This is a genomic window from Aeromonas sp. 602200 (genome assembly GCF_049173895.1).
Classification (GTDB): Bacteria; Pseudomonadota; Gammaproteobacteria; order Enterobacterales; family Aeromonadaceae; genus Aeromonas; species Aeromonas veronii_A.
Genome location: NZ_JAAKSL010000008.1, coordinates 143,387 through 165,546, shown reverse-complemented (window position 1 = coordinate 165,546; position 22,160 = coordinate 143,387). Strand labels below are relative to the sequence as shown.

Sequence of the window (22,160 nt, the reverse complement as noted above, 5' to 3'; positions counted from 1 at the left end):
GCGTTTTTTTATACCCCCACACAAGACAACGACAAGCCAAGCAAGGAGCCAGAATGAAAGCCTACCAGCGTCAATTTATCGAGTTCGCCCTGGAGAAACAGGTCCTCAAATTCGGTGAATTTACCCTGAAATCCGGTCGTAAAAGCCCCTACTTCTTCAACGCCGGTCTGTTCAACAGCGGCCGCGATCTGGCCCGTCTCGGCCGCTTCTATGCCGCTGCTCTGATGGATGCCGGCATCGAGTTTGATGTGCTGTTTGGCCCGGCCTACAAGGGGATCCCCATCGCCTCCGCCACCGCCGTGCAGCTGGTGGAGCAGCACGATGTGGATGTGCCCTGGTGCTTCAACCGCAAGGAGGCCAAGGATCACGGCGAGGGCGGCAATCTGGTGGGCAGCCCGCTCAAGGGTCGCATCATGCTGGTGGACGACGTTATCACTGCCGGCACAGCCATCCGTGAATCCATGGATCTGATCCAGGCCAACGGCGCCTCGCTGGCCGGCGTGCTGATCGCGCTGGATCGTCAGGAGAAGGGCAAGGGCGAGCTCTCCGCCATTCAGGAGGTGGAGCGTGACTACGGCGCCCACATTATCGCCATCATCCAGATGAGCGACCTGATCCAGTATCTGGAAGAGAAGCAGGCCGAGCAGCCGGAGCTGGCGGCGCAACTGGCGGCCATGAAGGCTTACCGCGCCCAGTACGGTATCTGAGTCGCAGTTCACACCGCACAATAGTTGAAGGCGGCGCCCGTTGGCTCTCTGGCAGCAAACGGGCGCCGTTTTTTCATCTGCAAAAAGTGGATCATGTGGCTTGAGTTTACCCTTACAGTAAAGGTTAGGGTTTGCCAGTCGGCGTTTTGTTGTGCCGACGGGTTCCGGGGAGGAACAACATGACCACTCATCTTCAATCACCCATTCATCTGCAGTTGCCGCTCAGCGGCATGAGCTGCGCCAACTGCGCAGGCCGTATCGCGGCCAGTCTCAACAAACTCGACGGGGTATCGGCCACCGTCAACTTCGCGCTGGAGCAGGCGGCCATCGAGTTGGCCAGCCCCGATCGCCTGTCTGCGGTGCTCGACAGCATCAAGAGTCAGGGTTACGACTACGGCAGCGAGACCTTTTTGTTTCAAATTACCGGTATGACTTGTGCCGGTTGTTCGGCTCGACTGAACAAAATGCTGGCCGCGCTGCCTGGCGTTATCTCCGCCGAGGTCAACTTCTCCATCGAACAGGCCCGCATCGTGCTGATCCCCGGGATGCAGACGCCCGCCGCTTTACGCGAGCAGATCGAGGCGCTTGGCTTTGGCGCCCAGCTGGCACAGGGTTCGGCCAGCGGCCGCCGCCAGCAGTTGCTGGAGCGGGAGGCGCAGGAGGCCGCCACTGCCCGTCAGGCGCAGATCCGGGTCATCGTCTCGGCTTTGCTGACCTTGCCGCTGCTGGTGGGGATGCTGGCCATGGCCGGACTGTTCCGTTGGCATCTACCCGCTTGGCTGGAGCTGGTGCTCGCCACCCCGGTGCAGTTCTGGATCGGGGCCCGTTTCTATCGCGGCGCCTGGCTTGCCATCAAGAACCGCGCAGCCAATATGGATGTGCTGGTGGCAACCGGTACCAGCGCCGCCTACTTCTACAGCCTCTATCTGCTGTTGACGCTGGGAATGGCTGCCAGCGGCAAGCTCTATTTCGAAGCGAGCGCCATCATTATCACCCTTATCTCCCTCGGCAAGTTGCTGGAGGCGCGGGCCAGACGCAGCACCCAGTCCGCTATTCGCGAACTGATGGCGCTGCGGCCGGAAACCGCCACCGTCTGGCGTGGCGAGAGCTGGCAGAGCGTCGCCATCGATGAGGTGCTGCGCGGCGATCGGCTGCGGGTGTTGGTGGGTGAGCGGGTGCCGGTGGACGGCAAAATCGTGAGCGGCGCCAGCGAGCTGGACGAGTCGATCCTCACCGGCGAGAGCCTGCCGGTGCCGCGCAGTGTGGGCGACAAGGTGCTGGGTGGCGCTATCAACCGCTCCGGCGTGCTGGAGATCGAAGCCACTACCGTGGGGGAGGACTCCAGCCTCAGCAAGATCATCGCGCTGGTGGAGAGCGCCCAGATGGGCAAGGCCCCGCTGCAGCAACTGGTGGACAAGGTCTCCGCCGTGTTCGTACCGGTGGTGATGGCCATAGCCCTGTTCACCCTGCTGGTGTGGTACGCCATCAGCAACGACTTTGCTCAGGCTCTGCTGGCAGCGGTGGCGGTGCTGGTGATCGCCTGCCCCTGTGCGCTGGGGCTGGCCACACCGGCGGCCATCGTCACCGGTACCGGCGTCGCGGCGCGTCACGGCATTCTGATCAAGGATGTGGATACCCTGCAGAAGGCCCACGCCATCAAGGCGCTCATCTTCGACAAAACCGGCACACTCACTCAAGGCAAGCCGGTGCTGGCGAGCTGGAGCGGCAATGACGAGCAACTGCGCCTCGCTGCCGCCCTGCAGCAGGCGAGCGAACACCCGCTGGCGCTGGCGATGCGCGAGGCGGTCGGTCAGGATGCCGTGCTGCCCCAGCCGGAAGCGGTGGAGGTGCGGGTCGGTGCCGGTATTGTCGGTCAGGTGGCGGGCCATAGGGTCGCCATCGGCAATGGCTCCCTGCTGGCCCAGCTCGGCATTGATCAGCCGCAACAGGATGAACAAGCCGCCGATGGGGCGACCCGGGTTTGGGTTGCCGTTGATGGCACGGTCGCCGGCATCGCGGCGCTGGCCGATACCCTGCGCCCGGAGAGTCCGGATGCCATCGCCAATCTGCGTCAGCGCGGTATCGCCAGCTGGTTGGTGAGCGGCGACGCGCCGGCCCCCGTGGCCCATATCGCTGCCAAGCTGGGACTGGACGGAGCCTTTGACTCCGTGCTGCCAGCTGGCAAGGTGGAGAAAGTAGAGGCGCTGCGGGCGCAAACCCGCGGGCTGGTGGCTATGGTGGGGGATGGGGTGAACGATGCCCCGGCGCTGGCGGCGGCGGACGTCGGCATCGCCATGGGCTCCGGCTCCGACGTGGCGATGGAGACTGCTTCCATCACCCTGATGCGATCCGACCCGCGGCTGGTGGCCGATGCCATCGACATCTCGGCGGCGACCTGGCGCACCATACAGCAGAATCTGTTCTGGGCCTTCGTGTTCAACATCATCGGCATTCCGCTGGCGGCACTGGGTTACCTCAGCCCCGAGCTGGCGGGGGCGGCCATGGCCCTGAGCAGCATTACCGTTTTGAGCAATTCCCTGTTATTGAAACGCTGGCAGCCCAGGGCGGCGCACGGGCCAGCATCCAACCCGATCAGTAAGGAGGCATAAATGAACATCAGCAAGGTTGCCAAGGCCACGGGGCTGACCGCCAAGACCATCCGTTATTACGAGAGCATTGGCCTCATCACAGCCCCGGTACGCAGTGACAACGGCTATCGCAGTTACACCGAGGGGGCGCTGCGGGAGCTGCGTTTCGTCAAGCGGGCGCGGGAGACCGGCTTCAATCTGGAGGAGTGTCAGGAGCTGCTGGCGCTCTACCGTGACGAGCACAGAACCAGCGCCCAGGTGAAGAAGCTGGCGCAGGAGAAGATCGTCGATCTGCGGGCCCGCATTGCCGGCTTGCAGGCCATGCTTACCTCCCTGGAAGGGTTGGTCTGCTGCTGCCACGGGGATGAAAATCCCGAGTGCCCGATCCTCGACGAATTGGAGAAGGGGTGAGCAAGGACTCACCTGCCAGCGCAGAAGAAATCGTTATTGATTGATTAACTTCTTAATAAGCGGCGCTTTATTGTTGCGGGTCAGGGGGTAATGGTAGACTGCTCGGCTCTTGTACAGGAGTACTCAGTTGACCCAGAGTGTGACACGCCAGGTTAAGCAGGCCATCATGGCCCAGCTCTATACCCATGCATCGTTCAGTCTCCCCTGTTTGGGCGTGTTGGCATTTGGCTGGAGTCTGCTGTTTCACGACTATCTACCCGCCATCGAAGCGCTCGGTTGGCTGGCAGGCACTTTCCTGTGGCTACTGGGTCGGGGCTGGCACTTGCGCTGGCGCCGAGCCCGCCTGCACCAGACGCCGTTGCCGGTGCTGGAGCGGGAGCTCTTTATCGGAGCCACCATCACCTCCATCATCTGGGCCCTCGGGGTGCTGCTCTACATGGACAAGCTGCCCGATACCTACCGGGCCGCCATGATGATGCTCTCCAGCCTCATTCTTACCGGCAGCGCCATCATGCTGTTTGGCAGCCGCCGTACCCTCTATGGTTCCGCCCTGCCGCTGGGCATGGCGATGTTGTTCGAGCTGGGCAATGGCAACGAGCAGGAGCGGATTGTCTCCTGCATGCTGGCGGGCTATCTGTTTGTCTTTCTGCCGACCCTGCTGCGCCGGATGCGGCGGGATCAGATCGCCTCGCTCCACCACCGTTTCTCCAACGCCGAGCTGGTGGCCGAACTGAAGGCGGTCTCCGAGCATTTGCGTCTCACCTCCCGCCTCGATGGCCTGACCGGCATCGCCAACCGCGCCCATCTCGACGACTCTCTGGAGCGGGCCTGGCGGCGCTGCCATCGCGCCCGGGCGCCGTTGTCGCTGGTGCTGGTGGATGTGGATTACTTCAAGCAGTTCAACGATCTCTACGGCCATCAGCTGGGGGATGACTGCCTGCAACAGGTGGCGGGCTTGTTGGCCGAGGTGGAGCGGCGCGAGGACGATCTGGCGGCCCGTTACGGGGGCGAAGAGTTCGCCTTGCTGCTGCCCTGCACCGGCATGCAGGGGGCGTTGCAGGTGGCGGACAATGTCCGGCAGGCGCTTAAGGAGCTGGCCATCCCGCACCAGAAGTCACTGGTCTCCGGTAGGGTCACATGTAGTTTTGGTGTTGCGACACTGATACCGGACAACAGCATGAAAATCGCCGATTTGATCCAAAAAGCGGATGCGGCACTCTATCAGGCCAAGCATAATGGGCGGGATCGAATCGAAGTAGCCTTGATGGGTAAGGTTGCCTGAATTTAACGTGACAGATTAAAGAGGTTGTCTATGCAATGTCATCGTATCGAAGAGCTGCTGGAGTTGTTGCAGCCTGCCTGGATCAAGGAACAGGATCTCAGCCTGGTGCAGTTTGTTGCCAAACTGGCCCAAGAAGCGGGATTTGAAGGGCCTCTGTCCGAGCTGACCGACGACATGCTGATCTATCACCTCAAGATGCGGGAATCCGACAAGCAGGCGATGATCCCCGGTCTGGCCAAGGATCATGTGCCCGATTTCAAAGAGGCGCTGCTCAAGGCACGCGGAATCAAGTGAATCTTTAGCGGAAGCGCATCACCTCGGGGTGATGCGCTTTTTTGTTGCCGAAAATTGCGATCCAACCCCAATATTAGATACATCTAATCCACACAATTAGCATGTTGTTTAAGATATAATCCGCTCCATAACAAATAAGGGAGCGATGTCTTGCAATGGCCGACCACGATAAAATCGATATCAAGGACGTCACCGACAAGGGCGTAACCGGGACCTTCAACCCCAATACGTTCAAAGCCAGCGACGACAGATTCAATCCGGGCAACCGCATCTATGTGCGGGCCCAGAAAGGGTATTGGCAGCGGATGCGCAAGGCCATGGGCTGGTTCTTTGTGGCGCTGTTCGTGCTGCTGCCCTGGCTGCGTTACGACGGGCGACAGGCGGTGCTGTTCGACCTCGGTCACCAGCAGTTCCATATCTTTGGCGCCACCATCTGGCCGCAGGATCTGACCCTGCTCGCCTGGCTCTTCATGATCGCCGCCTTCGGACTCTTCTTTATTACCACCTTCCTCGGTCGGGTCTGGTGTGGTTATCTCTGCCCGCAGACGGTCTGGACCTTCATGTTCATCTGGTTTGAAGAGAAGCTGGAAGGGCCCGCCAACAAGCGGCGCAAGCTGGACGAGGCGCCCTGGAGCGGCGAGAAGCTGGCCCGCAAGGGAGCCAAGCATCTCGCCTGGCTGGCGATCTCGCTGGTGACCGGCCTGACCTTCGTCGCCTACTTCCAGGATGTGACTGAACTGGTGCCAGAGCTCTTCACCCTGCAGGCCAGCGGATGGGTGCTGTTCTGGGTGATCTTCTTCACCATCATCACCTACGGCAACGCAGGCTGGATGCGCGCCATCATGTGTATCCACATGTGCCCCTATGCCCGCTTCCAGTCCGCCATGTTCGACAAGGACACCTTCATCGTCGGCTATGACACCAAGCGTGGCGAGACCCGTGGCGCCCGCTCCCGCAAGGCGGATCCCAAGGCGATGGGGCTGGGCGACTGTATCGACTGCGATCTCTGCGTGCAGGTTTGCCCGACCGGTATCGACATCCGCGATGGCCTGCAGTACGAGTGCATCAACTGCGGCGCCTGCGTCGATGCCTGCGACCAGACCATGGAGCGGATGGGCTACCCGAAAGGGCTCATCAGCTACACCACAGAGCACAAGCTGGCCAACGACTCCACCCATGTGGCGCGGCCCAAGTTGATCGGTTACGGGCTGGTGATGGCGGTGATGCTGGGGGTCTTTGTCTACAATGCCATGTCCATCATGCCGATGGGGCTCGATATCCTGCGGGATCGCAACCAGCTGTTCCGCGAAAACAGCGAGGGGCTTATCGAGAACACCTACACCCTCAAGATCCTCAACAAGACTCTGCAGTCCCAGACCTACCAGCTGGATGTGGAGGGTTTGCCCGAGTATCAGTGGTTCGGCCCCCGTGAAGTGACCCTGAAGGCGGGCGAGATTTACACCCTGCCGGTCAGTCTGGCGGTCGATCCCTACAACCTGAAACGGCCGGCGCTGGATATCCAGTTCGTGCTGAAACGGGAGGGGGCGGCGCCCGATGACAGCAAGGGCAACCTGCGCCAGGGCAGCAAGTTTATCAGCCGGTTATAACTGCGTGTGGCTGCGGGCCGGGCATGACACCAGTCCGGTCACCAGCGAGCACGGCAATGCCGGGCAGTGGTGATAGAATGGGGCGCAACGGCGCCCCTTTCTTATGGTGGATGACATGCGTTTCAACTATTCCGACCTCAATCCCGACCTCATCATGGATGCGCTCGATCTCAGTGGCCTGCGGCTCGACTCCGGCCTTATCGAGCTCAACAGTTACGAAAACCGGGTCTATCAGTTTCAGGATGAGGATCGTCGCCGCTATGTGGTGAAGTTCTACCGTCCCGGCCGCTGGAGCCGGGCCCAGATCCTCGAAGAGCACGAGTTTGCCACCCGCCTCGCGGAGGCTGAGATCCCGGTCGCCGCGCCGCTCGCCTTCGCAGGCGAGACCCTGTTGGAGCATGAGGGCTACCCCTTTGCCATCTGGCAGAGCGTCGGTGGCCGCCAGTTCGAGGTGGATAACCTCGATCAGCTGGAGTGGGTGGGGCGTTTCCTCGGCCGCATTCATCAGATTGGCGCCAGCAAGCCGTTCCACCATCGGGTACGGCTCGATGTGGAGAGCATGCTGCACGAACCGCGTCAGCTGCTGGCGTCTGGCGAATGGCTGCCAAGCGGGCTGGCGAAGCAATTCTTCGGGGTGCTCGATGAGCTGATCAAGCATGTCAGCGACGCCATGACCCTGGATGTGGCGCAGATCTCCCTGCATGGCGACTGCCACCCGGGCAACATCCTCTGGCGCGATGGCCCCATGTTTGTCGACCTCGATGATTGCCGCACCGGTCCCGCGATTCAGGATCTCTGGATGATGCTCAGCGGCGAGCGCCACGAGCAGCAGATCCAGCTCGACACCCTGCTGGCGGGCTACGAGGAGTTTATGGAGTTCGACTCTCGGGAGTTGGCGCTGATCGAGCCGCTGCGGGCGATGCGCATCGTTCACTACATGGCGTGGCTGGCGCGGCGCTGGGAAGATCCCGCCTTCCCCCGTCACTTCCCCTGGTTCAATACCGATCACTACTGGCGTCAACAGATAGCGACCCTGCACGATCAGCTGGAGGCCCTCAAGGCGCCACCGTTGAGCCTGATGCCAAACTGGTGAAATAGAAGGGATCTTGCGCGGCAAGGGGGACTCGATCTCCGGCCCTGACCATTGACGTCAGCATGGCGAAACAATAGGCTTGGCACTGCTTCGGTTCGCCGGGCGTGCCTCACAGTGATCCCTTAACAGGAAACATCATGAAAAAAGTTCTATTTTTCCTTGCTGCCATGCTGATGATCCCCATGGTTCACGCCGCCCCAGAGTTCAAGGAAGGCGTCAACTACGATGTGGTCAAACAGACTGGCAGTGCCCAGCCGGAAGTGATGGAGTTTTTCTCCTACTACTGCCCGCACTGCGCTACCTTCGAACCGATCGTTGAACAGTTGAAGGCCGGGTTGCCAGAGGGTGTGCCCCTCAAGAAGAACCCGGTTGCCTTCCTCGGCCGCGAGATGGGCCCCGAGATGCAGCGTGCCTACGCCGTTGCCAGCCTGCTCAACGCCGAAGCCAAGCTGACCCCGGCCATCTTCAACAAGATCCACACCCAGCGTCAGCCGCCGATGAGCCGTGACGACGTGAAGAAGATCTTCGTGGACAACGGCGTACCGGCTGAAGAGTTCGACGGTGCCGTCGACAGCTTCGCCGTCTCCGGCATGGTCTCCCAGTTCGATCGCAACACCGAGAGCTACAACATTCGCGGTGTACCGGCCTTCCTGGTGAACGGCAAGTACATGGTGAAGATTGAATCCATCACCTCTCAAGAGCAGTTCAACAAGCTGGTGCAGTTCCTGCTGGCCAAGAAAGACTGATACCTTTTGAGTTGATTAAAAAAGCCCGCCGGTGTGAACCGGCGGGCTTTTTGTTTTCTGGTTGTCGGGAAGATCAGACCCCGACGTGGAACGCCTGCTTGAGGTTGCGGATAAACTCCGCATCCCGACAGAGGGTCTTGCCCGGGCTGTCGGAGATCTTGGCGACCGGGCCGCCATTGCACTCGATCAGCTTGAACACGATGTTCATCGGGCTGACACCGGGCAGATCGCAGGTGAGCTTGGTGCCGATACCGAAACTGGTGTTGATGCGGCCACGGAAGTGGCGGAACAGCTGCACCGCCTTGTCGAGGTTGAGCCCGTCGGAGAAGACCAGGGTCTTGTCGGTGGGGTCGATGCCAAGGCGCTGATAGTGGCTGATCGCCTTCTCGCCCCACACCACGGGATCGCCGGAGTCGTGACGCAAGCCCTGATAGCTGCTGGCCAGCTCGAAGTCGAAGTCGCGCAGGAAGGCATCCATGGTAATGCAGTCGGTCAGGGCGATGCCGAGATGGTCGGTGAACTCGTCCAGCCAGCTGGTGAGGGCGGCGCGCTGGCTGTGCTCCAGCGGGAAGCCGAGCTGCTGGTGCGCCTGGAACCACTCATGGGCCTGGGTGCCGACAGCGGGCAGCTTGTACTTCTGGGCCAGCATGTAGTTGCTGGTGCCGCGAAACGCCGGCAGCCGCTCCTTGAGGCGACCCACTACCGCATCCTGTACCGCGTGGGAGAAGCGGCGGCGGGTGCCGAAGTCGATGAGGTTGAACTCGCTCATCTCGTCGCGGCTCAGCTCCTTCTCCAGCTTGTCGATCTTCTGATCGAGCCGCTCCAGTGCGTGGCTGACGCCGAACTGGGGGTAGCGGAAGCGGTTGCGCATCTCGCTGATGATGGCGAGCACCGGGATCTCCCACAGGATCACATCCTGCCAGGGGCCCTCGACCCGCACATTGATACGACCATCCTGCTCGAACACCTTGAGCAGGGAGGCGTCTAGCGGCTTGCGGCGCAGGTGGTCGAGGTAGTCAGGGGTGAAGAAGGGGCGCTCGGCCAGAAAATCGAGCTCGGGCTTGGTCAGTCGCAGGGATCCGGCGAGGCGCAGTTGCTCCTCGATCTGCCCCATCATGGGCAGCAGATCCTCTTCATTGCGGCTGTGAAACTCGGCCACCACCTCGGCATCCGGATAGCGATGGAACACCGCCTGCTGCATATGCAGCTTGTAGGCGTCGGTGTCGAGCAGGCTGGTAAGAATCGGTGGCATATCAGGCTCCCCGCAGGCGGGCGAACGCCAGTTGCATAGGTAAATTGCAGGCGCCGCTATCGGACAGGCTGGTGAGGATGAGGGGCATATCAGGCGTCCAGCAGGCGTTGTACATCGATCAGGGTCTGGGCCAGTTCGGCCCCTGCCTCGATCATCTGGGTGTGGGCGCTGGCAACCGTCGCGGGGGCGATGCCACGGCAGGCATCGAGATGGACGATCACCCGGAAACCGGCGCGGCGCAGTTGCAGCACGCTGGTTTTGACACAGTAGTCGGTGGCGAGGCCGCCGACCAGTACGGTATCGACCTGGCGGGCTTGCAGAAATTCGATGAGTCCGGTGCTGCGCCGTTCTGCCAGGTCGTGGAAGCAGGTGCCGTAGGGATGGAGATCCGGCTCGACCCCCTTCCAGACGAAGAAGTCATAGTCGATGGGAGCGGGCAGGCCGTCGAGCAGCTCGAAGCCCTTGCTGCCCGGTACGCAGTGCACCGGCCAGGTGAGGTCGGCGTTGGGCAGATCCAGCGGCAACAGCATACCGGCAGGGTCAGAGACGGCCCAGTCGGCATTGGCAGGGTGAGAGTCCTTGCTGCCGATCCGCAGCGTGGCGAGGGTGGCCTGAGCGTTGAGCGCAGCCACAATATCATCACCGCCCGCGACGGGCAGTTCGTTCGGGCAGAGGGGGGTAAAGCCCTTCTGCGCATCAATATCCAGGCTGGCGACGGTTCCCATGATTGGCTCCTGCACATACTATTCGTGTGATATTATCTACCAAACATTAATGGAAGGCGAGCAGGGCGATCGGCATGCTGAGAATGAGTCTGGATATGGTGGTGCTGCGGTTGCATGAGGAGCGGCTCGAGCTGCTGCTCGAGACCCGCGATCGCCCCCCCTTTGCCCACTGCTGGCAACTGCCGGCGCTGCGCATCGACGAGACCCGGGATCGGGATCTGGATGCCGCCCAGCGCCGTCTGCTGGCGGAGTGGGGGCTCGGTCACTGCTACAGCGAGCAGGTCTGCACCCTCGGCAATCTGGAGCGGGATCCCCGCGGCTGGTCCACGACCCTGGTCTATCTCTGTCTGGTCGATCCGGAAGTGGAAGCGATCCACGGTTGCTGGCATCCGCTCGCCAACCTGCCGGGGCTGAGCCTCGCCTTCGACCATGTCCAGCTCATCGCCAAGGGGTTGGAGCGGCTGCGGATCAAGAGCCGTTACAGCACCCTGCCGCTACAACTGCTGGGGCCCGAGTTCACCCTCTCCGAGGTGCAGCGCGCCTTCGAAATCATCCTGCAAACACCCATGAATACGGCGGCATTTCGCAAGCGGATTCATCGCGCCGACATTCTGGTGGATACCGGCCGCAAGCGCACCGGCAAACAGCGCCCTGCCATCCTCTACCGGCTGGAGAGCCCCTGCTGCGTGATGTTCGATCAAGTGATGCATGGAGCGGAAGCATGAGTGAGACCAGCGTGCACAAGGTGCTGGTGAGTGCCTGCCTGCTGGGTCAGCCGGTGCGTTACGACGGTCAGAGCAAGGGGATCGTCAGCGACTGGCTGAGTGAGCTGGGTGCCGAGGGGCGGGTGCTGGCCTTCTGCCCCGAAGTGGCTGGCGGTTTGCCGACCCCACGCCTTCCTGCCGAGCGGCAGGGCGAGCGCGTAGTGACGGCGAGCGGACTGGATGTGACTGCCGAGTTTGATCGCGGCGCCGAGCTGGCGCTGGAAATCTGTCAGACGCAGGGCATTCGCTTCGCCCTGCTGAAAGAGGGGAGCCCCTCATGTGGCAGCGGCCGTATCTATAACGGCCGCTTCGAAGGTGTTTCTGTGGCTGGCGAAGGCAAGACCACCGCCCTGCTGCGCCGCCACGGGATTGTGGTCTTTTCCGAAGATCAGTTGGCCGAGTTGGCTTCTGCGCTCTCTTTGGATTCCTCCCCGGATTTGGCGGCAACCGGCACCTGACCGCTCTGCCACCCCTCCAGCACCTCGTCCTTCTCCTGCCAGCGCTGGTTTAGCCACTCCTGAAAACCGCGTTTGAACTGCTTGTCGTTGAAGTAATCTCCTATCAGTTGTTCATTCACCGGCAGCTCCTCAATCCGCACCTGAATGCGTTTTACCCGTCCCATCAGGAAGTCCTTGAACGGGGTCTCGGCGTTGTCCGGATAGCGGATGGTGACGTTGATCAGGCTGTCGAATTGCTCGCCCATGGCCGCCAGTGTAAAGGCCAGTCCTGCCGCTTTGGGCGGCATCAGGTGACGATAGCGGGAGCGGGCCGCATCCCGTTTCTGCTCGGTGAAACGGGTCCCTTCCACGAAGTTGATGACGGTAGTGGGGATGTGGCGAAACTTCTCGCAGGCGTTGCGGGTGGTCTCGATATCCTTGCCGCGCAGATGCGGATTTCTTAACAGAAATTCTCGCGAATAGCGGCGCATAAAGGGCATATCGAGCCCCCAGCAGGCGAGCCCCAGCAGCGGTATGTAGATGAGCTCGTGCTTCATGAAGAACTTGGGCACCGGCAGCCTATCCCGGAACAGGTGGCCGAGCACCACGATATCGGTCCAGCTCATATGGTTGCTGATGATGAGATACCAGCCATCCTTGCGCAGCTTGGTATTGTCCTCCACCTGCCAGTCAATACGGGTGGTGAGGCGGATCACCAGCGCATTGCAGGCCAGCCACAGGCGCATGAAGCGGTTGTTGAGCCGGCTGCAGGCACGGCCAAAGGCCGGGATCGGCAGTACTAGTTTGGCCAGCGACACCAGCAGGATCAGGCTGGCGCACAAGGCGGTGAAAAGGATGGTCAGGCCCGCGCTGATGATCAGCACCAGCGGGCCGGGAAGCAGGGATAGCATGAATGTTTACTGCGCCTTGGTTGCCAGCAGTTGGCTCAGGGTCTGGTCCTTTTCGTGCCAGATCCCGTTCAACCACTGTTGAAACTCTTGTTGGAACTCGGGGTCATTGAAGTAATCCCCCACCAGCTTGCGGTCGATCGGCAAATAGCGGACCTGAACCTTGATTTGCCTGACCCGGCCACACATGAAGTCCCAGTAGCTGGGGATGCCGTCCGGATAGGCGATGGTGACATCCACCAGTTGATGCAACTGGTCACCCATGGCTGCCAGGGTAAAGGCGATGCCGCCTGCTTTCGGGTGGAGCAGGTGACGATAGGGCGAACCCTGCTTCTGATGTTTGCCCTTGGTGAAGCGGGTGCCTTCGACGAAGTTCATCACACTCACTGGAATGTGGCGGAACCTGGCACAGGCTTTACGGGTTGTTTCAATGTCTTTTCCCTTCAGATGGGGATGCTTTTCCAGAAATTTCCTGGAATATCGCCGCATGAAGGGGAAGTCGAGCGCCCACCATGCCAGACCGAGAAAAGGCACCCAAATCAGCTCTTTCTTGAGGAAAAACTTCAGGAAGGGAATTTGTTGGTTAAAAACCCGCTGCAGTACCAGTATGTCGACCCAGGATTGATGGTTGGCAATCACCATATACCACTCATTCCGGCGCCCTTTGTCCACTCCGACCACCTCGAAAGGGGTTTTGATGATGGTTTTCTGGATCAGATTGTTGAAACCGATCCAGCAGCTGGCACAGCCATCGAGCAGCCAGTTGCAGAGGGTGCGCCACCCCTTGAGGGGGAGCAGGAGCTTGAGCAGACCCAGCGAGAAGATGGGGACAAACCAGAAGAGGGTGTTGAAAAAATAGAGCAGGGTGGAGAGGCTGCCGCGCAGTCGCTCTGTCAGCTTGTTGGGCATGAGTCGGGTCCGTCTTGCTGTCGATAAAGGGCCATCAAGTGGTCAGATCTGTGGCCATAATATCAGCCGATTGCCCGTGAGACCATTCAGAGCCGTTACGGGGTTGGACTCACCCTTTTCCCTCCTGTCAGCTGCTGCGCAATCGCGACAGCAGCCTGTCCATGGCCCTGTAACCGAGCGCCTCGATAAGATGCTCCTTGCCGATGGCGGGTTGCCCGGCTAGATCGGCGATGGTGCGTGACACCCGCAGGATGCGATGCCAGGCCCGGATGCTGAGCCCCAGCTTCTGGATGGCGTTCTCCAAAAATTCGGCATCTTGCGGTGATAGGCGGCAAATATCCTCTATCTCACGGCTATCCAGCAGGTTGTTGAGCTTGCCGTTGCGACTCAGCATGCGCTCCCGTGCCACCAGTACCCGATCGCGGATCTGCTGGCTCGACTCCCCCCGCTCCGCCTTGCCGGTCAGGCTCCCCTTGGGTAGCAGTGGCACTTCCACAGTCAGATCGAAGCGGTCGAGAAAGGGGCCGGAGAGCTTGCCGAGGTAGCGCAAGATCTGATCCGGGCTGGAGCGGGTCTGGCCGTCGCCATAGTGGCCACAGGGGCTGGGATTCATGGCGCCGACCAGCTGGAAGCGGGCGGGAAAATCCACCTGGCGGGCGGCCCGGCTGATGGTGATGTGGCCCGTCTCCAGCGGCTCACGCAGGGAGTCGAGCACCTTGCGCTCGAATTCGGGCAATTCATCCAGAAACAGCACCCCGTTGTGGGCCAGCGAAATTTCGCCGGGCCGCGGGTGGCTGCCACCGCCCACCAGCGCCACCGCTGAGGCACTGTGGTGGGGCGTGCGATAGGGTCTGTGGTGCCAGTGACCGGCGCGCGGGGTGAGGCCACCGATGGAGTGGATTGCGGCGGTCTGCTGCGCCTCCTGCTCGCTCAGCGGCGGCAAGATGCCGGGCAATCGGCTCGCCAGCATGCTCTTGCCGGTGCCGGGCGGGCCGATGAACAGCAGGTTGTGGCTGCCGGCGGCGGCGATCTCCAGCGCCCGCTTGGCCTGTGACTGGCCGATCACATCCTGCAGGTCCGGCACATCTGGCAGGCTCTCCGCGCTTTGGGGATCCGGCAGCGGCAGTTCGTACTGGCCTGCCAGCCAAGCTGTGACGGCCAGCAGCTGATGGGCGGTGCGCACCTCGGCATCCTGAATGAGAGAGGCTTCCGGGCCGTTCTCTCGCGGTACCAGCAGGGTGCGTCCCGCATCCCGGCAGGCGAGTACGGCAGGCAGTACCCCGAGTACGGGACGAATTTCGCCTGTCAGGGCCAACTCCCCTAAAAATTCGTGATCGAGCAGATATTTTGCCGGTATCTGCTTGGAAGCGGCGAGAATGCCGATAGCGATAGCCAGATCGAAGCGGCCTCCCTCCTTGGGCAGATCGGCGGGGGCCAGATTGACGGTGATGTGTTTGCTCGGGAACTCGAAATTGCCGTTGAGCAGGGCGCTGCGCACCCGATCCCGCGACTCCTTCACCGAGGTTTCCGGCAGGCCGACCATGTTGAAGGCGGGCAGGCCGTTGGAGAGGTGAACTTCCACTGTAACTTGCGGGGCCGCGATCCCGAGGCTGGCACGGCTATAAACCACAGCTAATGACATAAATCCCGTCCTTGAGTTGATATATGTTCTGACTAACTGCTTGTTGTTGGTTTTTTATTCCAGAGTTCCGGCTGGGGAATAGCCAAAATCAGTGGGTTGTCACAGAAAAAAGGCTTGCCCAATAAAAATCACCGTGCTAGTTCTAATAGCCATTCGCGGTAGAAACCGCCCCAATTTCACAGGATTTCCGGTTGTAACTATGAACATGTCCTCCCGTTTCGTCAGCATTATTGTGGTCCTAGTGGTGATTATTATCTCACCGCTCGGGGCTCGTTTAGCTGCACGGAACAAGGGATAGACCCACCACCGGACAGAACGAAACAAGCGACCCCCGAGCCTCACAGCTCGGGGGTTTTTTTTCGACCAAAGGACAGGATTTTCCACATGAACGGCGCGCAGTTTTTGGTACAGGCTCTCAAGAAACAGGGGGTGACCCAGGTGTTTGGTTACCCGGGCGGAGCCATCATGCCGGTCTACGATGCCCTGTATGACGGTGGTCTGGCCCATCAGCTTTGTCGCCACGAGCAGGGTGCCGCCATGGCGGCGGTGGGTTATGCCCGCGCCTCCGGTCAGGTGGGGGTCTGCATCGCTACTTCCGGCCCCGGCGCTACCAATCTGGTAACCGGTCTTGCGGAGGCGCTGCTCGATTCGGTGCCGCTGGTGGCCATCAGCGGTCAGGTGCCCTGTTCCGCCATCGGTACCGATGCGTTTCAGGAGGTCGACGTGCTCGGCATGTCCCTCTCCTGTACCAAGCACTCCTTTATGGTGACTGATGCCGCCGATCTGGGGCGAGTGCTGGCAGAAGCTTTCGCCATCGCCACCGAAGGGCGCCCCGGTCCTGTGCTGATCGATCTCCCCAAGGATGTGCAACTGGCCGCCGTGCCGCCCCAGAGCCCTCTGTTTGCGGTGGAGGAGCCGGAGGTGCTCAACCCCTCGGAGCTGACCGCAGCCCGCACCCTGCTGGCTGCCGCCGAGCGTCCGGTGCTTTACGTCGGTGGCGGAGTGGGCATGGCCAATGCCGAGCAGCAGTTGCGTGACTTTGCCGCCGCCACCGGCATGCCAGCGGTCACCACCCTCAAGGGGATCGGCGCGCTCGACCCCGACAGTACCGTTTATCTGGGCATGCTCGGCATGCACGGCACCAAGTCGGCCAACTATGCGGTGCAGCAGTGCGATCTGCTGCTGGTGGTGGGCGCCCGTTTCGATGATCGGGTGACCGGCAAGCTGGAGGAGTTTGCCCCCGAGGCGAAGGTGATCCATCTCGATGTGGATGCCGCCGAGTTCGGCAAGCGCCGTGCCGCTGAGGTGGGCATCACCACGGATCTCAAGCTGGTGCTGCCGCGCCTCGCCATGACTCTCGACATCGCCCCCTGGCGTGAACACTGCGCCGCCATGGCCCGCGAATATGCATTTCGCTACGACCACCCGGGTCAGGCCATCTATGCCCCAGCTCTGCTCAAACAGCTATCTGCCAAGTTGCCGGAGAGCAGCGTGGTCGCCTGCGACGTGGGTCAGCACCAGATGTGGGTGGCCCAGCACATGCGCTTCACCAGCCCGCGCAACCACCTCTCCAGCGCCGGTCTCGGCACCATGGGGTTCGGTCTGCCCGCCGCCATCGGCGCCAAGATGTCGCGCCCGGAGGATGAAGTGGTGCTGGTAAGCGGTGACGGCTCTTTCATGATGAACGTGCAGGAGCTCGGCACCATCCGCCGCGCTCAGCTCAAGGTGAAGATGGTGCTGCTGGATAACCAGCGCCTCGGTATGGTGCGCCAATGGCAGGAGCTGTTCTTCGACGGTCGCTACAGCGAGACCAATCTGTCCGACAACCCCGATTTCGTCGCCCTGGCTGCCGCCTTCGGCATTCCCGGCGAGACCATCACATGCAAGGAAGAGATAGGTCCGGCACTGGATCGCCTGCTGGCGAGCGAGAGCGCCTATCTGCTGCATGTGGCCATTTCAGAGGAAGAAAACGTCTGGCCCCTGGTTCCACCGGGAGTCGCCAACCACCAGATGATGGAGCAACGCCCATGAACCCGCACACCCTTGCCCAGCCAGCATTTGCACAGCACACCCTGCATATCCACGCCCAGCCCAGACCGGAAGTGATGGAGCGGGTGCTGCGGGTGGTGCGTCACCGCGGCTTCGCTCTCTGCGCCCTCAACATGGAGCAGGATTGCCAACAGCTGCGGATCACGGTTACTGTCGAGTCGGTGCGTCCCATCCAGCAGTTGTGGAGCCAGCTGGTGAAGCTGGTGGACGTTTCCCGGGTCGATGCACTGGAACAGCAACCCCGGATCAGAGCTTAAGGAGCCAAGCCAATGTCACAGCCTTCCCAATCTGCCACTCACCCGCAATACATCTGGTTCAACGGCACACTGGTACCCTGGCAAGATGCCCAGGTGCACGTCATGAGTCACGCTCTGCACTACGGCTCCTCGGTGTTCGAGGGGGTGCGCGCCTACGAGACCCCCAAGGGCACCTGCATCTTCCGTCTGCAGGAGCACACCCGCCGCCTGTTCGACTCCGCCAAGATCTACTGGATGGACGTCCCTTACAGCGAGTCCGACGTGAATGAAGCCTGCCGCACCGTGGTGCGCGAGAACGGCCTGAAGAGCGGCTACCTGCGCCCGCTGGCCTTTGTCGGCAACGTGGGGCTGGGGCTGCATCCACCGCTGGATGCCAAGGCCGACCTGATGGTGGCCGCCCTGCCGTGGGGCGCCTATCTGGGGGAAGAGGGGCTGAAAAACGGGGTGGATGTCTGCGTCACCTCCTGGAACCGGCTCGCTCCCAACACCATTCCCACCGGCGCCAAGGCGGGCGGCAACTATTTGTCCTCCCAGCTGATCAGCCGCGAGGCCAAGCGCAACGGCTTCGCCGAGGGGCTGGCGCTGGATGTGAACGGCTACCTGAGCGAAGGGGCGGGGGAGAACCTGTTTCTGGTGAAGAATGGCGTGCTGTTCACCCCGCCCGCTACCGCTGCCATCCTGCCCGGCATCACCCGCGACACCATCATGACGCTGGCCCGCGATCTCGGTTACGAGGTGCGCGAGCAGGCACTGCCCCGTGAGGCGCTGTACGTCGCAGACGAAATCTTCATGACCGGCACCGCCGCCGAGGTGACCCCGGTGCGCTCCGTCGATCGGATGAAGGTAGGCGCTGGCAGCCGTGGTCCGGTGACCGAGCGGCTGCAAAACGCCTTCTTTGGCCTGTTCAACGGCCAGACCGAGGACAAGTGGGGTTGGCTGACGCCCGTCAACGACTGATAAGAGAGGGGAGGCGTCATGCCTCCCCGAGTCGCTTCCGGTGAGCGCTTCCCAGAGGAGTGCCCACCAGGATCGATTCCGATCCACTTGTATCATCACCGCATAACGCATCGAGCCCATATGGGCATTCAGGGAGTAGAGACATGCCGAAGTTGAGATCCGCCACCACCACCCACGGACGTAACATGGCCGGGGCCCGCGCCCTGTGGCGCGCTACCGGAATGACCGATCAGGATTTCGGCAAACCCATCATCGCCGTGGTCAACTCCTTCACCCAGTTCGTGCCGGGCCACGTCCACCTCAAGGATCTGGGTCAGCTGGTGGCGCGCGAGATTGAAGCCGCGGGCGGGGTGGCCAAAGAGTTCAACACCATCGCCGTGGATGACGGCATCGCCATGGGCCATGGCGGCATGCTCTACTCCCTGCCGTCGCGGGAGCTGATCGCCGACTCGGTGGAGTACATGGTCAACGCCCACTGCGCCGACGCCATGGTCTGTATCTCCAACTGCGACAAGATCACCCCGGGGATGCTGATGGCGGCCCTGCGCATCAACATTCCGGTGATCTTCGTCTCCGGCGGCCCGATGGAAGCGGGCAAGACCAAGCTCTCCGACCAGATCATCAAGCTGGATCTGGTAGACGCCATGATCCAGGGCGCCGACCCCAAGGTCTCCGATGCCCAGAGCGAACAGGTGGAACGCAGTGCTTGCCCCACCTGCGGCTCCTGCTCCGGCATGTTTACCGCCAACTCCATGAACTGCCTGACAGAGGCGCTTGGCCTCTCCCAGCCGGGCAACGGCTCAATGCTGGCAACCCACAGCGACCGCGAGCAACTGTTCAAGCTGGCGGGTCAGCGCATCGTGACTTTGGCCAAGCGCTGGTATGAGCAGGACGATGCCTCGGCACTGCCGCGCAATATTGCCACCAAGGCGGCGTTCGAGAACGCCATGGCGCTGGATATCGCCATGGGCGGTTCCACCAATACCGTGCTGCACCTGTTGGCGGCGGCGCAGGAGGCCGGTGTCGACTTCACCATGGCCGATATCGACCGGATGTCGCGCAAGGTGCCGCAGCTCTGCAAGGTGGCGCCCTCCACCCAGAAATACCATATGGAAGATGTGCACCGCGCCGGTGGCGTGGTCGCCATTCTGGGCCAGCTGGAGAAAGCGGGTCTGGTGCATGGGGATGCCCGTACCGTGCTGGGTTGCTCCCTCGTCGAACAGCTCAATGAATATGATGTCAGCCGCCAGCCCAGTCAGGAGGTGGTGGACTTCTATCGCGCAGGCCCTGCCGGCATCCGTACCACCAAGGCGTTCAGTCAGGATTGTCGCTGGCCGGAGCTGGATCTGGACAGAGCCGAAGGGTGCATCCGCTCGCTGGACAACGCCTACAGCCAAGAGGGTGGTCTGGCGGTGCTCTCCGGTAACCTCGCGGTCAACGGCGCCATCGTCAAGACCGCCGGGGTGGATGAGGAGAACCTCACTTTCCGTGGCCCGGCCCGGGTATTCGAGAGTCAGGAGAGCGCGGTGAACGGCATCCTCGACGGCACCGTGAAAGCGGGCGAGGTGGTGGTGATCCGCTATGAAGGGCCGAAAGGGGGCCCCGGCATGCAGGAGATGCTCTACCCAACCACCTATCTGAAATCCATGGGACTCGGCAAGGCGTGTGCCCTGATCACCGATGGCCGCTTCTCCGGCGGTACATCGGGCCTCTCCATCGGCCACGTATCGCCGGAGGCCGCTTCCGGCGGCACCATAGGTCTGGTGGAGGATGGCGACATCATCAGCATCAACATCCCGGCTCGCAGCATGGTGCTGGAGGTGGCCGACAGCGTGCTGGCCGCCCGCCGTGTCGCCGTGGAAGCCCGTGGCTGGAAGCCGCTCGATCGTCAGCGTCAGGTCTCCTTTGCCCTGCGCGCCTACGCCATGTTCGCCACCAGCGCCGACAAGGGCGCGGTGCGTGATCGCACCCTGTTGGGGGAATAAACCATGGTCTCTGCGGCGGATTATCTACGCAAGGTGTTGCTCTCCCCCGTCTATGAGGCGGCGCGGGTGACCCCCCTGCAAACCCTGAAGAAACTTTCCGAGCGGCTCGGCAACCATGTCAGCCTGAAGCGGGAGGATCTGCAACCGGTCCACTCCTTCAAGCTGCGCGGCGCCTATCACAAGATCGCCACCCTGACCGAGGAGCAGAAGGCGCGCGGCGTTATCGCCGCCTCTGCTGGCAACCACGCACAGGGGGTCGCCCTGTCGGCCGCCAAGCTCGGCATCAAGGCGATCATCGTGATGCCCAAGACCACGCCGGATATCAAGATCGACGCGGTGCGCCGGCAGGGCGGCAACGTCATGCTGTTTGGCAACAGTTTCGACGAGGCCTACGGCGAGAGCCGCCGCCTCTCCGAGCTGGAGGGTTACACCCTGATCCCGCCGTTTGACGACGTCGAGGTGATCGCCGGGCAGGGCACCATCGGCAAGGAGTTGCTGGAGCAGGATACCCACCTCACTCACGTCTTTGTGCCGGTGGGCGGCGGTGGGTTGGCCGCCGGGGTGGCGGTCTATATCAAGCAACTGCTGCCGGATGTGAAGGTGATCGGGGTGGAGGCTGAAGGGTCTGCCTGTCTCAAGGCCGCGCTGGCGGCCGGCGAGCCGGTCAATCTGGAGCGGGTCTCGCTGTTTGCGGACGGGGTGGCGGTCAAGCGCATCGGCGAGGAGACCTTCCGCCTGTGCAACCAGTATCTGGACGAGGTGGTGACCGTCTCCAACGACCAGATCTGCGCCGCACTGAAAGACATCTTCGACGACTGCCGCGCCATCGCCGAGCCGTCGGGCGCCCTCTCGCTGGCGGGCCTCAAGGCCTACAGCGAGCGGGAGCAGGTCAAAGGGGGGCGGATGGCGGCCATTCTCTCCGGCGCCAACGTTAACTTCCACAGCCTGCGCTACGTGTCGGAGCGCTGCGAGATCGGCGAGAAGCGCGAGGGCATGCTGGCGGTGACCATCCCCGAGCGCAAGGGGGCCTTCCTCGACTTCTGTCGTCAGCTTGGCCCCCGCATGGTGACCGAGTTCAACTATCGCTACGCCGATGCCGAACAGGCGTCGCTGTTCGTTTCGGTGCGCCTCACCGGCGGTGACGAAGAGCTCGGCCAGATCATCGATCAGCTCGGTGGCAACGGCTATCCAGTGGTCAACATGACCGAGAGCGAGCTGGCCAAGAATCATGTGCGCTACATGATTGGCGGCCGCCCGGCCCGGCCCCTTGGTGAGCGTCTCTACAGCTTCAAGTTTCCGGAGCAGCCTGGCGCCCTGATGCGCTTCCTCGAGACACTGGGTTGTCGCTGGAACATCAGCCTGTTCCACTACCGTAACCACGGTGCCGACTACGGCCGCGTGCTCTGCGCCTTCGAGCTGCCGGATGAAGACGTGGCAGCCTTCCACGACTACCTGCGCGAGATTGGCTACGGCTGGAAAGAGGTGAGCGACGACCCCGCCTACCGGCTATTCCTGGCTAGTTGATGGCGGGATCGCGATGAAGCAGG

The 22,160-nt window shown here is 61.9% G+C and carries 20 protein-coding genes; 15 read left to right on the top strand and 5 right to left on the bottom strand.

Features of this window, described 5'->3' with window-relative positions; genetic code table 11:
- Nucleotides 1–53 precede the first annotated feature (53 nt).
- The 8 genes from pyrE (at nucleotide 54) to G5221_RS11865 (ending at nucleotide 8,728) form a co-directional block, all read left to right on the top strand.
- Nucleotides 54–707, top strand: coding sequence for an orotate phosphoribosyltransferase (pyrE, locus tag G5221_RS11900; RefSeq protein ID WP_010676102.1), 654 nt, complete (start codon nucleotides 54–56; stop codon nucleotides 705–707).
- Nucleotides 708–886: 179 nt separating this feature from the next.
- Complete coding sequence (locus tag G5221_RS11895; RefSeq protein ID WP_421263284.1) at nucleotides 887–3,316, top strand: heavy metal translocating P-type ATPase; 2,430 nt, start codon at nucleotides 887–889, stop codon at nucleotides 3,314–3,316.
- Complete coding sequence (cueR, locus tag G5221_RS11890; protein WP_005356117.1) at nucleotides 3,317–3,706, top strand: Cu(I)-responsive transcriptional regulator; 390 nt, start codon at nucleotides 3,317–3,319, stop codon at nucleotides 3,704–3,706. It begins immediately after the preceding gene.
- Nucleotides 3,707–3,833: 127 nt separating this feature from the next.
- The gene (locus G5221_RS11885; RefSeq protein WP_005339596.1) at nucleotides 3,834–4,988 is read left to right on the top strand and encodes a GGDEF domain-containing protein; all 1,155 of its coding nucleotides are present in this window, start codon (nucleotides 3,834–3,836) and stop codon (nucleotides 4,986–4,988) included.
- 30 nt (nucleotides 4,989–5,018) lie between these two features.
- Entirely contained in the window at nucleotides 5,019–5,282 is a 264-nt protein-coding gene (locus G5221_RS11880; RefSeq protein WP_005339598.1) for a YihD family protein, read from the top strand.
- A 155-nt stretch (nucleotides 5,283–5,437) separates the two neighbouring features.
- Nucleotides 5,438–6,889 carry a cytochrome c oxidase accessory protein CcoG gene (gene ccoG / locus G5221_RS11875; RefSeq protein ID WP_160881484.1) on the top strand — a complete coding sequence of 484 codons (1,452 nt, stop codon included), beginning with the start codon at nucleotides 5,438–5,440 and terminating at the stop codon, nucleotides 6,887–6,889.
- A gap of 103 nt (nucleotides 6,890–6,992) precedes the next feature.
- Nucleotides 6,993–7,982, top strand: a complete 990-nt coding sequence (locus tag G5221_RS11870) for a serine/threonine protein kinase (protein ID WP_040095068.1) — start codon at nucleotides 6,993–6,995, stop codon at nucleotides 7,980–7,982.
- 137 nt (nucleotides 7,983–8,119) lie between these two features.
- Nucleotides 8,120–8,728 (top strand): thiol:disulfide interchange protein DsbA/DsbL, encoded by a 609-nt coding sequence (locus tag G5221_RS11865; protein ID WP_005356138.1) that lies wholly within the window; start codon nucleotides 8,120–8,122, stop codon nucleotides 8,726–8,728.
- Nucleotides 8,729–8,801: 73 nt separating this feature from the next.
- On the opposite strand, the gene pncB is transcribed toward G5221_RS11865, so the two are convergent.
- A complete protein-coding gene (gene pncB, locus G5221_RS11860; RefSeq protein ID WP_042062464.1) occupies nucleotides 8,802–9,980 on the bottom strand; it encodes a nicotinate phosphoribosyltransferase in 1,179 nt (392 codons plus the stop codon).
- 89 nt (nucleotides 9,981–10,069) lie between these two features.
- Nucleotides 10,070–10,705, bottom strand: a complete 636-nt coding sequence (locus G5221_RS11855) for a nicotinamidase (RefSeq protein WP_005356142.1) — start codon at nucleotides 10,703–10,705, stop codon at nucleotides 10,070–10,072.
- Nucleotides 10,706–10,779: 74 nt separating this feature from the next.
- On the opposite strand from G5221_RS11855, the gene G5221_RS11850 reads away from it, so the two are divergent.
- A complete protein-coding gene (locus G5221_RS11850; RefSeq protein ID WP_005339607.1) occupies nucleotides 10,780–11,430 on the top strand; it encodes an NUDIX hydrolase in 651 nt (216 codons plus the stop codon).
- Complete coding sequence (locus G5221_RS11845) at nucleotides 11,427–11,927, top strand: DUF523 domain-containing protein (RefSeq protein ID WP_421223241.1); 501 nt, start codon at nucleotides 11,427–11,429, stop codon at nucleotides 11,925–11,927. The genes G5221_RS11850 and G5221_RS11845 overlap by 4 nt, the downstream gene beginning before the upstream one ends.
- Here the strand turns inward: G5221_RS11845 and G5221_RS11840 are convergent.
- The 3 genes from G5221_RS11840 to G5221_RS11830 all read right to left on the bottom strand — a co-directional run bounded on the left by G5221_RS11840 (nucleotide 11,858) and on the right by G5221_RS11830 (nucleotide 15,365).
- Nucleotides 11,858–12,817, bottom strand: a complete 960-nt coding sequence (locus G5221_RS11840; RefSeq protein WP_421223243.1) for an acyltransferase — start codon at nucleotides 12,815–12,817, stop codon at nucleotides 11,858–11,860. The two genes, G5221_RS11845 and G5221_RS11840, sit on opposite strands and share 70 nt — an antisense overlap.
- A 6-nt stretch (nucleotides 12,818–12,823) precedes the next feature.
- Nucleotides 12,824–13,723, bottom strand: a complete 900-nt coding sequence (locus G5221_RS11835; protein WP_421263283.1) for an acyltransferase — start codon at nucleotides 13,721–13,723, stop codon at nucleotides 12,824–12,826.
- 127 nt (nucleotides 13,724–13,850) lie between these two features.
- Nucleotides 13,851–15,365 (bottom strand): YifB family Mg chelatase-like AAA ATPase, encoded by a 1,515-nt coding sequence (locus tag G5221_RS11830; RefSeq protein ID WP_245132244.1) that lies wholly within the window; start codon nucleotides 15,363–15,365, stop codon nucleotides 13,851–13,853.
- 384 nt (nucleotides 15,366–15,749) lie between these two features.
- Here G5221_RS11830 and ilvG point away from each other — a divergent pair, with 384 nt between their 5' ends.
- The 5 genes from ilvG to ilvA all read left to right on the top strand — a co-directional run bounded on the left by ilvG (nucleotide 15,750) and on the right by ilvA (nucleotide 22,137).
- Nucleotides 15,750–17,396 (top strand): acetolactate synthase 2 catalytic subunit, encoded by a 1,647-nt coding sequence (gene ilvG, locus G5221_RS11825; protein WP_245132247.1) that lies wholly within the window; start codon nucleotides 15,750–15,752, stop codon nucleotides 17,394–17,396.
- Entirely contained in the window at nucleotides 17,393–17,671 is a 279-nt protein-coding gene (gene ilvM / locus G5221_RS11820) for an acetolactate synthase 2 small subunit (RefSeq protein WP_005339613.1), read from the top strand. Before ilvG ends, ilvM begins: the two co-directional genes overlap by 4 nt.
- Before the next feature lie 12 nt (nucleotides 17,672–17,683).
- Nucleotides 17,684–18,628, top strand: a complete 945-nt coding sequence (locus G5221_RS11815) for a branched-chain amino acid transaminase (RefSeq protein ID WP_421263282.1) — start codon at nucleotides 17,684–17,686, stop codon at nucleotides 18,626–18,628.
- A gap of 143 nt (nucleotides 18,629–18,771) precedes the next feature.
- Nucleotides 18,772–20,613: a dihydroxy-acid dehydratase gene (ilvD, locus tag G5221_RS11810; RefSeq protein ID WP_257701235.1), complete on the top strand. Its 1,842-nt coding sequence runs from the start codon at nucleotides 18,772–18,774 to the stop codon at nucleotides 20,611–20,613.
- Between the two features lie 3 nt (nucleotides 20,614–20,616).
- Complete coding sequence (ilvA, locus tag G5221_RS11805; RefSeq protein ID WP_167570662.1) at nucleotides 20,617–22,137, top strand: threonine ammonia-lyase, biosynthetic; 1,521 nt, start codon at nucleotides 20,617–20,619, stop codon at nucleotides 22,135–22,137.
- Nucleotides 22,138–22,160: the final 23 nt, after the last annotated feature.